General features: G+C 63.2%; 5 protein-coding genes. 4 read left to right on the forward strand and 1 reads right to left on the reverse strand.

The annotated features are described in order from the left end of the window. Positions 1–65 precede the first annotated feature (65 nt). Both QK296_RS25495 and QK296_RS25500 read left to right on the forward strand, forming a co-directional pair. Positions 66–1,463 carry a PAAR domain-containing protein gene (locus QK296_RS25495; protein WP_057710033.1) on the forward strand — a complete coding sequence of 466 codons (1,398 nt, stop codon included), beginning with the start codon at positions 66–68 and terminating at the stop codon, positions 1,461–1,463. After that, a complete protein-coding gene (locus QK296_RS25500; RefSeq protein WP_057710034.1) occupies positions 1,460–1,849 on the forward strand; it encodes a hypothetical protein in 390 nt (129 codons plus the stop codon). Before QK296_RS25495 ends, QK296_RS25500 begins: the two co-directional genes overlap by 4 nt. A 204-nt stretch (positions 1,850–2,053) precedes the next feature. Here QK296_RS25500 and QK296_RS25505 read toward each other — a convergent pair whose 3' ends face one another. Continuing rightward, positions 2,054–13,441 carry an autotransporter-associated beta strand repeat-containing protein gene (locus QK296_RS25505; protein WP_282391734.1) on the reverse strand — a complete coding sequence of 3,796 codons (11,388 nt, stop codon included), beginning with the start codon at positions 13,439–13,441 and terminating at the stop codon, positions 2,054–2,056. A gap of 411 nt (positions 13,442–13,852) precedes the next feature. On the opposite strand from QK296_RS25505, the gene QK296_RS25510 reads away from it, so the two are divergent. Together QK296_RS25510 and QK296_RS25515 are read left to right on the forward strand one after the other, a co-directional pair. Further along, a complete protein-coding gene (locus tag QK296_RS25510) occupies positions 13,853–15,664 on the forward strand; it encodes a monovalent cation:proton antiporter-2 (CPA2) family protein (protein WP_169912187.1) in 1,812 nt (603 codons plus the stop codon). 72 nt (positions 15,665–15,736) lie between these two features. After that, positions 15,737–16,291 carry a hypothetical protein gene (locus QK296_RS25515; RefSeq protein WP_057710036.1) on the forward strand — a complete coding sequence of 185 codons (555 nt, stop codon included), beginning with the start codon at positions 15,737–15,739 and terminating at the stop codon, positions 16,289–16,291. Positions 16,292–16,474: the final 183 nt, after the last annotated feature.

Consider the following 16,474-nt stretch of genomic DNA (forward strand, 5'->3'; position numbering starts at 1 on the left):
TTTGCCGCTGACTTTCTCACCTCGAAAAGTACGGCCAAACACTCGAATGGATAAAGGGCAAAACAATGAGCGTGGGTTATTTCATTGGCAAAGGTGACAAGACCACCTGCGGCGGCGAAGTGCTGGACGGTGATGACAGAGTCAACATGTATGGCCTGCTCCATGCCCGTGCAGGGGATCGGGTCAGTTGCGGGAAAGATGGGCAAATCTATCGGATCGTCGGAGGTATTCATTTCATTCACAGTCATGGCCGGCTTACTGCCGGTACGCTGGATAGCCACAGTGACTGCCCCTGTAAAGCTCGGCTGATCCCTTCGGTTCACAAGGCTACGTATAGGAGCCGAAACGCAGCCCTGCCAACCACCACCGCGGAAACGGCGAACAGCACCCCAGTGGCGCGTTCTCAGCCTACCTACACCCCTTCAAGCAATGGGGCTGCGAATGTCTTTAACGGTGTGATGGGCCAGGAGCCAGGTTTTTACATCGTGCCCAAAAGCATGAGTCGCGAAGCGCTGGAAGCCATACTTTTTCCAGCGCTCGACACGGCTGTAATGCGCAAGTTTCAAGCACTGAATCCCAATACGAGCCACGTCAAAGCCGGCTCGATGATCGTGCTCAGCGATCCGAACAACACCTCCTGCACCTATCAGGAAGCGCAACTGATGCAGGCTGCACAACACGTCAGCGCATCTCTGGAGGAGCTGACGCCGGACGAGGCTGACTTTCTCTATCGCCACGGTGCCGAGATCGCTGGATTTATCGGCCATACCTCAACCTGGCTCGGCGTCAGCGCTGTGGTGATGGAAACGCACCTGAACAACCTGCGCGACACCCTCCAAGCAATCGAACGTTTACATCAAGACAATTATCGCCAACACGGCCACCTCAAGTCGTCGCAGTTCTTCACCGATCGCCAGCGCCTCATGAGCCAGCTGGATGCCCACCTGCTCAACTCCACGCGCTTACGTGGCCAAACCACCCTGGGCGACCATCCCAAGTTAAAAACAGCCCTGGGCATTTCCAGTCGCAGCCTGGTGCATCACTGGGACAAAGCGGGTGGGCCTGGGCAGATTCCGGGGTATACCGCGCATGTGGAAGCGACGAGCCGGGCTGCCAAGTATATGAAGGCGGGTGGTTATATTGGGATTGGGCTGGGCGGTGTGTCGTCGTTGTTGGCTATTCAACAGGTCTGTAATGGGGATTCTGGTGCAGCTTGCGAGAAGATCAAGTTCACTGAATTAGGGAAGCTCGGCCTATCCAGTGCTCTTGGCGCATTTAGTGGATGGGCGGCTGGAGCTGCCAGTGGCTCAGTCTGCATGGCGATCGGCGTGGCTACAGGTGGTATCGGAGGTGTTGTCTGTGTTGCGGCCTTAGTCGGCGCCGGAGCATGGGTGGGGACTACTGCCGGTGGCATGGGTGGCGAGTACATAGGCGAGCTGATTTACGAGGCAACACAACCATGACCAGCATCGATACCTGGCCAAGATGGCTGGCGATTATTGTCGCGGGAGGTCCCGGCTTTCTCTCCGTAGTCGGTCTTGGCTACAGCCTGTATATGACCCATCGTCATTTGGATGCCATCAAGGAAGCCTTAAAAAACAGTCGCTATATTTACATCTGGGGAAGTAGTTTGGGGAAACGCGGGTTGATTTGGTCCCTGCTGGAAATGTCAAAAATAGCCGGAATGGTGATGTGGCCGAAGGCTTCTATTCTAAATGGGGAGTTGAGCCCAATTGATCTTCAAAACTTCCCCCCTTACTTGAAACGACATCTGACCACCCTTACGGCGATGGCCTTCACGGCCCTCACATGGGGAATAGCTGCAGCTATTCTGGTGAAGTTCAGGTAACCCCAACGGACCTCCCCCGAGGCCCCACATCAACACAGCCAAGTGCAATCTCCCGTAGGAGCGAGCTTGCTCGCGAAAAACTCACAGGCGCCGCGTTTAATCAGGATGCCGGCGTTATCGTTGAGGTTTTTCGCGAGCGAGCTCGCTCCTACATGGGGCAAAAAAAACCGCCCTTGCGGGCGGTTCAAAAAAACTCGGCCTTGATCAGAAACCGAGGGAGAAACTCACCGTCACGGCGTGGTCCTTGTCGTTGCGCGAGAGCTGGCCCGAATAGCCCAGGCCCAGTCTGCCGTTCTGGCTGATCTGGTAGTCCAGGCCCGCTTCCACCACCGCGCTGTCTTTGGCAATCGGCACGCCCTGGGTGCTGAACGAGCCACCGCCATTGATAAAGCTCAGGTCGGCGTCGGGCTTGGTGTCACCGAAGGCATGGCGCCACCCGATGCTGCCCCGTGGGGTGATTTTCGAGCCGTTGCCCAGGGTGATGGTCTGGCCAATGCGCACGCCCAAGGTCGAGTAGGTGATGTCCTGGTCGGCATCGCCGCGCAGGGCTGCCGAGCCGCCTTTCTCCTTAATGGTGTCACTGTCGTAGTTGACGTAGGCCAGGCCGGCGAACGGTTCCAGGGCCACGGTAGGGGTTTGAATGGTGTAGCCGACTTCACCGAATACTTGCGCACTGCGTGCCTTGTAGTCGGCTTTGAGGCGTTGGCCCTCGCCGCCGACGGCCACGTTGCGTTTGCTTTCGACGTCATGCCAGCTGTACGCCACGCCCATGCGTGCGGCGAAGGCTTCTTGCTGGTAGGCGGTGTAGGCCATCAGGTGGTAGCTGTCCACATCGGCGCTGGAATTGCGGCGCTTGGCGTCCAGGTCGCTGCGGGTGTAGCCGGCGGCCACGCCCACGCGCCAGGCGTCGTCCACTTGCTTGTCGGTACCAAGCAGGAAGCCGCTGAGGTTGCGGTCCAGCTTGGCGCTGTTGCTGTCACCGCCCATATGGCCCCAGGTGCCGAGCACGCGCATCCAACCGACCATCTCGCCGTGGCAACCGGCGCTGCTCAGGTGGTTTTCGCTAGGTGCCAGGGCATTGCGCGGGTCGTCCTCGCGGTAGCAACCCGGTTGGCGCAGGCGCTCGTTGACGGCATCACGCACGTAACGCGAGTCTTCAAGCATGGCGCTGGCGGTGCTGGCGTGGATTTCACCGGACAAGCTGTCGAAGGCCGCACGGGCTGCCGCTGCATCACCGTTAAGCAGTGCATTTTGCACCGCTGCGCCACCGACTGCGGTGCCTGTGCCCAACGCCGCCGCCACGCCGCGTTGGTTACCGGTGGCCGCCACGCTGGCGTAGCTGACGTTGTTGCGGCTGACCGCCAGGGCCACTTGGGTTGGGCTGTAGTTCAACGCGGTCGTGAGGAACGCCAGGTTCTCCAGGTTGGTGGTGGCAAAGGTGCCGTTGACCGCGCCGGCTGTCAGCAGGGTGTAGGTGGTGGCGCCGGCATAGGGAGCCAGGTTGACCACATTCAAGGTACCGCCCAGGTTGGCGGTGCCGCCCACGGCCAGGGAGCCGGTGGTGGATGGGGTGATCACCAGGTTCAGCGCACCGGTGCTGGCGTTGGTGAAGTTGCCGGCCACGGTCAGCTTGCCACCGTCGGGCGTCACCGAGCCGTTGTTGACCAGCGAACCGACACTGCCGTTACCGGTCAGCCCCGCACCGTTGGCCACAGTGACTTGGCCGCCAAGCACCGCGCCTGGGTTGGCCGCGTTACCCACTTGCAACACGCCCTCTTCCACTGCCACGGTGCCGCTGAACGGCTGGTTGCCGGTCAGCAACAGCGCGCCTGCGCCTTGCTTGATCAGCGCACCCGTGCCGCTCAAGGTACCGCTGAACTGGCCATTGGTGCGTTGGGCGAACAACAACCGCGCGTTGTTGAGGATCCTGCCACGCAGGCTGGTGGTGGTGCCCGCCAGCGTACCGCCACTGACGGTGGTGCCGCCGGTGTAGGTATTGGCGCCAGTCAGCAGCAAGGTGCCCGCATCCAGCTTGTTGATGCCGCCGGTTCCCACCAGCGGTGCATCAATCTGAGCGGTCACGCCGGAATTGACCCGCACCGGCGCCAGGCTGCCATCCGCCGCATTGGTCGGGCTCAAGCTGCCGCCTGCGCCGGCGACCAGCGTGTAGCCGGCGTCCAGCACTTGCAGGCCAGTGAAGCCTTGGTTGCCGACCACGGTCACGGTGCCGCCCTGCCCGCCAAATACCGCGAACTGATTGGTGGACGCCTGCCCTTGGGTGCCGGTGGGGTCGGTCCAGTTGGTGCCTGGGCCCCAGGTACCGCTGCCGCCGCTGATGCTGCCATCAGGGTTGGTGGTGCCGCCGTTCCAGAACTGGATCTGCCCTGGGGTGGTTTGCACCACCAGGTTGAGCTGGTTGGCCAGCGCCGTTTGCAGGCTCAGGTTACCCAGTGCCACCGGCAAGGTGCCAAAGGTGAGGCCGTTATCGGTCAAGCTGCCGCCGTAGCGGAACAGTTGATACACGCCGACGCCGAAGCCGCCGGTATCGCTGACGTTGAGGGTGCCGTCCAGGGTCAGGTTGCCCGCCACGTTCACCGCTGTACTGGAGGCACCCGGCGCACCGAGGGCGAAGTCCAGGGTGGTGCCCGATGACAAGGCCAGCGAACCCACCGACAGCGGCGTCGCGGCACCGGCCTGGAGCACCGAGCCGTCAGCCATGTTCACCGCACCGCCCAGGGTACCGCTGCCGCCGAGGGTCGCGCCGCTGGCAACTTGCACCGCGGCGCTGTTCAAGGTGCCGTTGACCAGCAGGCTGCCGGTGTTGACGTTGGTGTTGCCGGTAAAGGTGTTGTTGCCGCTGAGCAACAACGCGCCGGTGCCGGTTTTGTTCAACACGCCGGTACCGGTGAGGTTGCCGGTGTAGGTGCCGTCGCTGGCTTGCTCAAAGGTCAATGCCGCGTTGTTGGCGATAGCGCCTTGCAGGCTGGTGGTGTTGCCGGTGGTGCTGCCGCCGTTGAGCGTGGTACCGCCGCTGTAGGTGTTGGCAGCGGTCAGCAACAAGGCGCCGTTGCCATTTTTCACCAGGCTGCCGCTGCCGCTGACCACGCCGTTGAGGGCCAGGTCGTGGCTGCCGGCCAGGGTCAGCGGGCCGCCCAGGTTGAGGGCATTGGTCAGTTGCAGATCGGTGCTGCCATCCAGTTGCGCCGCGCCGCCCACCGTCAATGCTCCACTGCCCAGGGCAGCTTTATTGCCGAGGATCAATTGACCGGCGTTCAGGCCAGTGCCGCCGCTGTAGCTGTTGACGCCATTAAGCGTCAGCGCGGCGGCACCGTTTTTCACCAGGCTGCCGCTGCCGCTGACGCCACCATTGAGGGTCAGCGCGTTGCTGCCACCCACCGTCAACGCACCGTTGAGCACGGCCGCATTGGCCAGGCTGACCGCCGCGTTGCTGTCCAGGGTGGTACCACCGGCCGCCGTCAGGACGCCTGTGCCCAGGGCACTGTTATTGCCCACCACCAGGGTGCCGCCATTGAGCGCGGTACCGCCGGTGTAGCCATTGCTGCCGTTGAGCACCAGGGTGCCGCTGTCGAGCTTGGCCAGGGTGCCGGCGCCGTTGAGGGTTACGCCCAGGGTCGCGGTAGCGTTCGGGTCGACGCGCACCGCGGTGTTGCCGGTGCCGCCATTGACCAGGTTGAGCACCCCCGCCGTGCCGGCGCCCAGGGTGTAGCCGTCGGTGACGAACTGCATGCCGGTGATGTTCTGCGTGCCGTCCACCGTCACGCTACCCGCCGCGCCTTGGAACACCGCGAAGCTGTTGACCCAGCCCTGGTTGAGGGTGCCGTCGACATTGGTCCAGTTGGTATTGCCGGCGTTCCAGGTGCCGTTGCCGCCGTCAATCGCGCCGTTGCCGATCAGGCTGTTGCCATCCCAGAACTGCACGGTGGTGTTGGGCGCAGTCACCAGCAGGTTGACCTTGTTGGTGATCGCGGTCTGCACTTGCAGGTCGCCCGGCACCACGCTGCCTGGCAGTGTGCCCAGAACCAGGCCGTTATCGGTCAAGGCCCCGGTGTAGTTGATAAGGTTGTAGACGCCGCTGCCAAAACCACCGATATCGGTGACATTGAGGTTGCCGTCCAGGGTCAGATTGCCGCCGACATTCAGCAGGCCCGTGCCGCCACCCAGCACCGGAGTGCCGAGACCGACATCCAGGTTCGAGTTGCCGCCCAGTACCAACGAGCCCACCGACAGCGTGCTGCCGGAGGCCAGGCCGATGTGCCCACCGTCGGCCACGGTCACCGCGCCGGCCAATGAACCGCTGCCGGCCAGGGTCGCGCCGCTGTTGACTGCCACCGTGCCGCTGGCCAGTGAGCCTGTGACATTCAAGGTGCCGCCGTTGACGGTGGCCGCGCCGCTGAGGGCATTGGTGCCGCTCAGGTTGAGCACCCCGCTGCCGTTTTTATCCAGGTTGCCGGCACCGTTCAGCGCGCCGCCAAAGCTGTTATCCAGGTTGCTGCCACCCACCGCCAGCGTGTTGCCGCCAGCCACCTGTACCACGCCGTCGCCGGCCAGGCTGTTGAGGTTGGCATTGCCACCCAGGTTGAGGCTGGCGCCGCTGCCGACTGTGACGCCGGAGGTGGTGCCCAGTGCACCATTACCCGTCGTGGTCACGCTGCCCGCCGCCACGGTCAGCGGGCCGCTGAAGCTGTTGTTGCCGGTCAGCAGCAGGTCCGCCGCGCCATTTTTGATCAGCGCCGCATTGCCAGCGAGCACACCGGCCAGGGTCAGGTTGTTGCTACCAGCGATAGTGAGGTCGCCATTGAGATTGACCGCATTGGCCAGCACCAGCGGCGTGCTGTTGGCCAGGGTCGCCGTACCGCCGACGGTCAACGCGCCCGAGCCCAGGGCTGTGGTGCTGCCGAGGGTCAGCGTGCCGGCACTGAGCGCCGTGCCGCCGCTGTAGGTGTTGGCGCCGTTGAGCGTCAGGTTGGCGCCACCGGCCTTGATCAACGAACCACTGCCGTCCACTACACCGTTGAGGCTCAGATCGTTGCTGCCGCCGACGGTGAGCGCGGCATTCAGGCTGGTGTTATTGGCCAGGGCCAACGCCGTGTTGGTGTCCAGGGTAGTTGCCCCATTGACCGCCAAGGCACCGCTGCCCAAGGCCGACGCATTGCCCAGGGTCAGGGAGCCGGCATTCAATTGCGTGCCGCCCAGGTAGGCGTTGGCGCCGTTGAGCGTGAGGTTGCCCGCGCCGGTTTTGGTCAGCCCACCGCTACCGCTGACCAGGCCGTTCAGGCTCAGGTCGGCGGTGCCCAGAATGCCCAGGTTGCCGGCCAGATTGACCGTGTTGGCCAGGGCGACCGCCGTGCTGCTGTCGAGGGTGGTGCCAGCGGCCGCGTTCAGAGCGCCACTGCCCAGGGCCGTGTTGGAGGCCAGGATCAGGCCGCCTGCGTTGAGTGCGGTTGGGCCGGCATAGGTGTTGTTGCCACTGAGGGTCAGGTTGGCGATGCCATTCTTGATCAGGCTGCCCGTGCCCGCCACGGTGCCGGCCAGGGTCAGGGCGTTGCTGCCGCCGAGGGTGAGGCTGCCGTTGACGTTGAGCGCATTGGCCAGACTGACCGCGGTGTTGCTGTCCAGGGTGGTGCCGTTGGCGGTGGTCAAGAGGCCGCTGCCCAGGGCACTGTTATTGCCGACCACCAGGGTGCCGCCATCCAGGGCGGTGCCGCCGGTGTAGCTGTTGGCACCGTTAAGCACCAGGGTACCGGTGTCGAGCTTGGCCAGAGTGCCGCCGCCGTTAAGCGCGACGCCCAGGGTGGCGGTGACGCCGGGATCGACACGTACGGCGGTGTTGCCACCCACACCATTGAACAGGGTCAAGGCGCCCGCTGCGCCGCCCGCCAGGGTGTAGCCATCCGTGACGAACTGCAAACCGGTGACGGCTTGCGCGCCGTCAACCGTGACGGTGCCTGCCGAGCCTTGGAACACGGCAAAGCTGTTCGGGGTCCAGGCGGTGTTGAATGCGCCGTTGACGCCGGTCCATTGGCTGCCGCCTGCACTCCAGGTACCGTTGCCGCCGTCGATGGTGCCATTGCCCGTGGTTTGGCTGCCGTCCCAGAACTGCACGTTGGTGCTGCCGTTGACCAGCAGGTTAACCTGGTTGCCAACGGCGGTTTGCAGGTCCAGGTCGCTGGCCGGGATGTTCACCGGCAGGCTGCCCAGCAGCAGGCCGTTGTTGGTCAGGCCACCGGTGTAGTCGATCAGGCGGTAGATGCCCGCACCGAAGCCGCCGATATCCGTGACGTTCAACGTGCCATCCAGGGTCAGGTTGCCGTTGACCTGTACCAGCGCCGTGCCGCCAGTGGCGGGCGCGCCGAGGCCTGCATCCAGGTTGGAGTTGGCATTGAGCAGCAGCGAACCGGTGGTGAGGGTCGCGCCGGAATTGACGGCCAGGTGGCCGCCGTCGGCGATGGTCACGTTGCCCAACAAAGTACCGGTACCACCGAGGGTGGCACCACTGCCCACCGCCACATTGGCGCTGGCCAGGGAGCCATTGACGAGCAAGCTGCCGGCGTTGACCTGGGCGTCCCCGGTCACCACGCTGAGGCCACCGAGGGTCAAGGCGCCTGTGCCGTCTTTGGCCAGGTTACCGAGGCCTGCCACGACGCCGTTGAAGGTGCTATCCAGATTATTGTTGCCGACGCTCAAGGTGCTGCCGGCCCCTACGGTTGCAAGCCCGGTACCCGTGAGGGCGCCCAGGCTGGCGCTACCGCCCAGGTTGAGGGAAGTACCGCTCGCCAGGTTGACCCCGGCGCCGACACCCAGTGCTCCGTTGCCCAGCGTGGTGAGGCTGCCCGATTGCACATCGAACAGGCCGTTGAAGGTGTTAGTGCCGGTCAGGCTCACATCCGCCGTACCGGTTTTGACCAGGCTACCGCTGCCGGCCAGCACGCCGGCCAGGGTCAGGTTGTTGTTGAGAGCGCCCACGGTCAGGCCAGCGTTGAGGTTGACCGCATTGGCCAATACCAGCGGTGTGCTGTTGGCCAGAGTGGCCGCGCCGTTTACGTTCAAGGCGCCGGTACCCAGGGCCGCTGCCGTACCCAGGGTTAATGTACCGGCGTTGAGCGTGGTGCCGCCTTGAAAGGTGTTGACGCCATTGAGGGTCAGGTTGGCCGCGCCGTCTTTGCTCAGGCCAGCCGTGCCGGTGACCAGGCCACCCAGGGTCAGGTCGTTGCTGCCGGTGACGGCGAGGTTGGCGTCAAGCACGACGCCATTGCCCACACTCAGCGCTGCCGAGTTATCCAGGGTCGCCGCGCCGCCAACGGTGAGGTTGCCCAGGCCAAGGGCGGTGGCGCTGCCCAAGGTCAGCGTACCGGCGTTCAGGGTGGTGCCACCCAGGTAGGCGTTGGCGCCGCTGAGGATCAGATTGGCCGTGCCCTCCTTGGTCAGGCTGCCTGCACCGTTGATTGCGCCGCCGAGGGTCAGGTCAGCGGTGCCGCCGATGCCCAGGTTGCCCGCCAGATTGATCGCGTTGGTAGTGGTGACCGCCGTGCTGGCGTCCAATGTTGTACCGCCTGCGGCGTTCAACACGCCCGCGCCCAGCGCCGTATTGCTGGCCAGGATCAGCCCGCCTGCGTTCAAGGCCACAGGGCCCAGGAAGGTATTGGTGCCGCCGAGTGTCAGGCCTGCCGTGCCATTCTTGACCAGGCCACCGGTGCCGCTGATGGCGCCATTGAGCGCCAATGCGTTGCTGCCGCCGACCGTCAGGCTGCCGTTGAGTACCGCATCATTGCCCAGGGTTACAGAGGCGTTGCTGTCCAGGGTGGTGCCCGCCGCAGCGGTCAGCGTGCCAGTGCCCAGCGCGGTGTTGCTGCCGACCACCACCGTACCGCCATTGAGCAAGGTGCCGCCGGTGTAGCTGTTGGCGCCATTGAGCACCAGCGTGCCGGTATCGAGTTTGTTCAGCACGCCCGCGCCGGTGATATCGACGCCGAGGGTGGCAGTCGCCAGTGGGTCGACGCGCACGGCGAAGTTGCCGCTGCCGGTGCTCAACTGCCCACCGGTGCCATTGACCAGGCTGTAGCCATCGGTGACGAATTGCAGACCGGTGATGGTTTGTACGCCATCCACGCTGACAGTGCCCGCAGCACCTTGGAACACCGCAAAGCCACCGCCCCAGGTCTGGTTGGAAAGGCCGTCGGCCGAGGTCCAGTTGGTGCCCCCCGCTGTCCAGGTGCCGCTGCCACCGTCAACAGTGCCGTTGGCAAGGGTGTTGCTGCCGTCCCAGAAACGAATATTCGGCGCCGCTACCACCAGGTTGACCTGGCTGCCCACTGAGGTCTGTACCAGCAGATCACCCAGGCCATAACCCAGCGGCACCGTGTTGACGTTCAATGCACCGGTCAAGCCGCCGGTGTAGTTGATCAAGCGATACACACCAGCGCCGAAGCCACCGGCATCGCTCACATTGAGGTCGCCGGCCAGGTTCACGTTGCCACCGACATTCATCAGCGAGGTCAGCGACGGTGCGCCAAGGGCCACATCCAGACTGGCCCCGGCACTCATGTTCAGGCCGCCAGCCGACAAGGTCGTGCCACTGCCCAGCGCCAGGTGCCCGCCGCTATTGATATTCGCCGTACCCAATAGCGAGCCACTGCCGGTGAGAGTGCCGCCGCTATTCACGTTGACCAACGCGCTGCCCAGAGAACCATCGACATCCAGGGTACCCGCGTTGATCGCCGTGTTACCGGTGATGCCATTGATTCCGTTGAGCGTGAGGGTGCCGGTACCCACTTTGATCAAGCTGCCCGCGCCGCTGAGGTCACCGTCAAAAGTACTGCTGGTGTTCACCCCTCCCACGGTGAGATTCAAACCGCCGCCGACTGCCACGCCACCCGCACCGCTGAGGCCGGCCAGGCTGGAATCGACGCCCAGGTTCAGTGCGGCGCCGGTGCTGACATCGACACCGGAGGTGTTGCCCAATGCACCGGCGCTGCCGGTGGTGACGCTGCCGGAGACAATATTCAATGGCCCGGTAAACGTGTTGTTGCCGCTCAAGGTCAGGTCAGCCAAGCCATTTTTGATCAGCGCACTGGCGCCGCTGATCACGCCGCTGAGGTTCAGGTCATTGTTACCCGCCAGCGTCAGGTCGCCATTCAAGGCAATCCCGTTGCCCAGGGTGAAGGTCGCGCTGGTATCCAGGGTTGCCGCACCGCCGACCGTCAAGGGGCCTGCGCCCAATGCGCCTGCCGTGCCCAAGGTCAACGTACCGGCGTTGAGGCTGGTGCCACCGGTGAAAGTGTTGGTGCCGTTAAGGGTCAGGTTGGCCAGGCCATCCTTGATCAGCGCACCCGCACCGCTGACCACACCGCCCAGGGTCAGCCCATTGGCGCCGCCGACGGTCAACCCGGCGTTGAGGACAATGTTATTGCCCAGCGCCACCGACGAGGTGCTGTTAAGGGTGGCGGCGCCGCCGACGGTCAAGTTGCCCAGGCCAAGCGCCGTGTTGCTGCCGACGGTCAGGCTGCCCGCATTCAGCGTGGTGCCGCCCAGGAAGTTATTGCTGCCGCTGAGTGTCAGGCCAGCCGTGCCGTTTTTGGTCAGGCTGCCTGCACCGTTGACCGTGCCGCCCAGGGTCAGGTTGGCGCTGCCGCCGATTCCAAGGTTACCGGCCAGGTTGACCGCGTTAGTCAGCGTGGCAGTGGTGCTGGCGTCCAGGGTCGTGCCTGCGGCTGCATTCAACGTACCCGCACCCAAGGCACCGGTAGCGCCAATCACCAGCTTGCCGCTGTTGAGTGCCGTGTTGCCCAGGTAAGTGTTCGCTTGATTGAGGATCAGATCCGCCGGGCCGTTCTTGATCAACCCACCAAGGCCCGCCACCACACCGCCAAGGGTCAGCGCGTTGCTGCCGCCAAGGGTCAGGTTACCGCCCAGGTTGAGGTTATTGCCCAGGCTCACTGCTGCACTGGCATCCAACGTGGTACCCGCCGAGGCGTTCAACACACTGGCGCCGAGCGCAGTATTGGAGCCAACCACCAGCGAACCGGCGTTGAGGGCCGTGGCGCCGGTGTAAGTATTGTTGCCCGTAAGCGCAAGGCTCGATACGCCCTCCTTGATCAACCCGGAACCACCGCTGACAACCCCGCCAAGGGTCAGCGGGTTCACGCCGTCTACGGTCAGATTGGCGTTCAAGGTAATCGCATTGCTGGTTGTCAGCGCAGCATTGCTCTGCAAAGTACCTGCACCCGCCACGGTCAAGGCACCGGAACCTAGCGCTGCGGCATTGCCCAATGTAAGCGTGCCGGCATTCAAGGTGGTGCCGCCCTGAAAGGTGTTGGCGCTGCTAAGGATCAACTCGCCGGTACCGGCTTTGTTCAGGCCAGCAGTGCCCGAGATCAGGCCACTCAAAGTCAGCCCGGTAGCAGCCCCCTGCACCGTCAGGCCACCGGTTCCGAGGGTCATCAAGTTAGCCAGCGTCAAGCCGTTGCCGGTGGCCTCGATAGCGCCGCCGTTAGACGTGAGCACACCGCTGCCAAATGTCGCGTTGTTATTGAATTGCGCCACACCGCCATTGAGCGTAGTGCTGCCGCTGACCAACGGCCCCTGCAACGTCCAGGTGCCACTATTGATGGCCAGGTTGTTGAAGTTGACATAGTTGGCGCTTGAAGCCGTGCCGGTGCCTGTACTGCCACCACCCACGCCCGTCGTGTTTTCAAGGATAAGCGAGTTGCTGCCGCCTGCGCCGCCGTCCACCTGGCCGGTGGGCGCGAACGTCAGGTTCACGCCGATCAGTCCGCCAAGGCTTAAGCCGAGGCCGCCGCCGTTGGTCACTTGCGAGCCCGTGACTGCCGTAAAGGTGTTGGTACTGGCGGCCCCCATCGACACACCGCCAGAGATAGTGCCGGTGTTGCGGAACGTGTTCCCTGTAGTGGAGCTCTCGAACGCCACGCGCCCGGTCAGGGTGCCGTTATTCGTCATATTGACCTGCCCGCCACCCTGTACCGCCACCACCGGGGTGTCGGAGGAAAGCAGCGAAAGGCCGAGCAAGAAAGACGAACCAATGGTGCCGTCGTTGACAATCGTGGTGGTGCCGCCTACGCCGTTGGTGGCATTGAGTGCCATGCCGCCCAGCGAGGCCAGGTTCAACCCAAGCAGCGCGCCGGTACCGTTAATAACGCCGGTGGCCGCGTTGGTGATGTTCAGCGCATTGGCTGTCGAGTTGCCGATCACCACACCACCGCTCAGGGCTGAAACCAACCCAAGTACTGCCGGGTCAATGGTGCCGGCGTTGTTCAATGTCGTGTTGTTGCCCGTCAGGCTCAGCGCGACACCACCCACCAATGTATTGAGCTTCGTCCCGGCGGTGACGTTGACCGTGAGGGTGTTGACAGCGCTGTTGAAGGTGTTGGGAATCAGCAGCAATGTCGGCACACCCGTACAGGTCACCGTCGCTCCAGCGGTGGGACTCGCCGGGCTACAGGCGGCGAACACATCCGGGCTCGCCAGCCCCATCACCAGCCCGGCCACGCCCAGGCGGATCGCAAGAGAAAGCGCAGAAATACGAGGTAAAGCGGCAGTCGCAAGTCTTCTATCCACGTTCTACTCCTTGTGGTCCAAGCCTTTCATCCGTGACTGCGTGCACGCCTTGTTTCAACGATCCACACGCATCGAATTCGAAACACCTGACCGTGGTGACTACTGGTTCAGTTTTTCGAAACGTTAGTAGACCTGCGCGAAAGCCATTGAATTAAATGGTATTAATACTTTCGTAAAACCGGCGTAAAAATGGGATGAGCGCCAACATCCATTGACTGTCGCGACAAAAATACAAGTTTCAAAATGTGAAAAAGCGCTCTAATAGCGCCCTATCCTCCCCACCGTAGGAGCGAGCCTGCTCGCGAAAATCCTCAACGATGACGCGACAAACCGGATATAACGCGGTGCCCTTGCGTTTTTCGCGAGCAAGCTCGCTCCTACCGTTGATCGATGCAAATGCTGGAGTTCGTAATGCCCCATGAAGGCAACCTGTTACAAGCAGCCGTGGTGTTCCTGTTCGCCGCGGTGCTCACCGTGCCCCTGGCCAAGCGCCTGCAATTGGGCGCGGTGCTGGGCTATCTGTTTGCCGGTGTGATCATCGGCCCATCGGTACTTGGCCTGATCGGCAACCCGCAAAGCGTGGCGCAGTTTTCTGAACTGGGCGTGGTGCTGTTGCTGTTCATCATCGGCCTGGAGCTGTCGCCCAAACGTTTATGGGTGATGCGCAAGGCGGTGTTCGGCGTCGGCCTGGCCCAGGTCCTGCTCACTGGCGTGGTGATGGGCGCGGTCGCGCTGTGGCTGTTTGGCCAGCCGTGGAACAGCGCCATCGTGCTGGGCCTGGGTCTGGCACTATCCTCCACGGCGTTTGGCCTGCAAAGCCTGGCCGAACGCAAGGAGCTCAACCAACCCCACGGGCGCCTGGCCTTTGCCATCCTGTTGTTCCAGGACATCGCCGCCATCCCGCTGATCGCCATGGTGCCGTTGCTGGCCGGCAGCGATCATCCGACCACCGAGGCCCAAGGCCTGCAACATGTGCTGCAGATCCTGGGCAGCATCGCCGTGGTGATCATCGGCGGGCGCTACCTGTTGCGCCCGGTGTTTCGCATTGTCGCCAAGACCGGCCTGCGCGAAGTGTCCACCGCCACCGCGCTGCTGGTGGTGATCGGCACCGCCTGGCTGATGGAATTGGTGGGCGTGTCCATGGCCCTGGGCGCCTTCCTCGCCGGCCTGCTGCTGGCGGATTCGGAATACCGCCACGAACTGGAATCCCAGATCGAGCCGTTTAAGGGCCTGCTGCTGGGGCTGTTTTTCATCAGCGTAGGCATGGGCGCCAACCTCAGCCTGCTGCTCAGCACACCGCTGGTGGTGATCGGCCTGACCCTGCTGCTGATCGGCTTGAAGCTGCCGCTGCTGTATGCCGTCGGGCGAATGGTGGGCGACCTCAACCGCGAAAGCGCTTTACGCCTGGGCGTGGTGCTGGCGGCGGGGGGTGAGTTCGCCTTTGTGGTGTTCAAGATCGGCCGCGACCAGGGCCTGTTCGAACCGCAGCTGTACGACGTGCTGGTGCTCACCATCACCCTGTCCATGGCCGTGACCCCGCTGCTGTTGCTGGTGTGCCCGAAGCTGTTCAAGCCCAAGGCCAAGCCGGTGGAAGTGCCCGAGGAATACCGCGCCATCGAAAGCGATGCGCCCCGCGTGGTCATCGCCGGCATGGGCCGCATGGGCCAGATCGTGGCGCGCATCCTGCGCGCCCAGAACATCTCGTTCATCGCCCTCGACACCTCGGTGGAAACCATCGAGCTGACCCGCAGTTTCGGTGGCATGCCGGTGTTCTACGGCGACCCCCAACGCCCGGAAATCCTCCACGCGGCCAAAGTCGATCAAGCGGAATTCTTCGTGATCGCCATGGACGACCCGGAGATCAACATCAAGACCGCCGAGTTGGTGCGCAACCTCTACCCGCACATGAAGATCATCGCCCGTGCGCGCAACCGCCAGCACGTACACCGCTTGGTGGACCTGGACGCTTCACCGGTGCGTGAAACCTTCTACTCCAGCCTGGAAATGAGCCGCCGTACCCTGGTCGGCCTCGGTTTGAGCCAGGCCCAGGCCGATGCGCGCATCAACCGCTTCAAGACCCACGACCAGCAGGTACTCGCCGCCCAACACGCGGTGTACGACGACGCGGCCAAGGTCATGCAAACCGCCCAGGAAGCCCGTGCGGAACTGGCGCGCCTGTTTGAAATGGACAGGCTTGAGGAAGAGTCTTCCGACAAAGTGTGACGGGGCCGATGAACGAGATTGCGAATTTTCTGACAGAATACGCCGCAATTTCGTTCATCCCCGGAGTGCTTCATGGCCACGTTCACCAAGACCGCAATGCTGCTGGCCCTCGCGCTCACCGCCAGCAGCGTGTTCGCTGCTGCCAAGCCCACCACCCAGACCATCTCCACCTTGGGTGGCAAGTTCACCTTCAAACTGCCCAAGGCCTACAGCGCCGACACCCTGCCATCCGGCACGGCGCAAGACGGCACCGCCGACACCCAAGGCACCCTGTACGCCAACTCAACGACGAAAAGTGTGGTGATCGTCGCCGAAACCGTGCGCAACGATGGGACAAAGATCCAGGATAACGACCCGCAGTTCCTCGACGGCGCCGTGGCCGATTTCGTCAAGGACCAGAGTGCTGCCCTGCCCGACTTCAAGAAACTGGGCGAGAAGAAACTCACCTACAAGGGCCTGGGCCTGCGCCAAGTGGACAGCAGCGCTACCCAAGGTGGTGGCAAGACCTTGAACTCCACATTCCTGGGTGGTTCGGGCAACCATTTGCTGGTGATCCAGGCGATTTCCCGGGCGGATGATGTGAAGGGGCATGCACAGTTGGTGAAGCAGATTACAGGCGGCAAATAACCCACCTCTTCCAGCCAACACAAAACCCACGTGGGAGCGGGCTTGCCTGCGATGGCCATAGGTATCTACACAACTTTATAGGCTGTAGCAACCGACGGTAACCACGATGCGAAGCGAGTCGCTCTTGATCTTGATCTTGATCTGCTTTTGATCTCAAGCGCCCCGTTAAACCACGCTGGCCGG

Origin of the sequence: Pseudomonas sp. AL10, from assembly GCF_029960685.1 — a bacterium.
Classification (GTDB): domain Bacteria; phylum Pseudomonadota; class Gammaproteobacteria; order Pseudomonadales; family Pseudomonadaceae; genus Aquipseudomonas; species Aquipseudomonas lactis.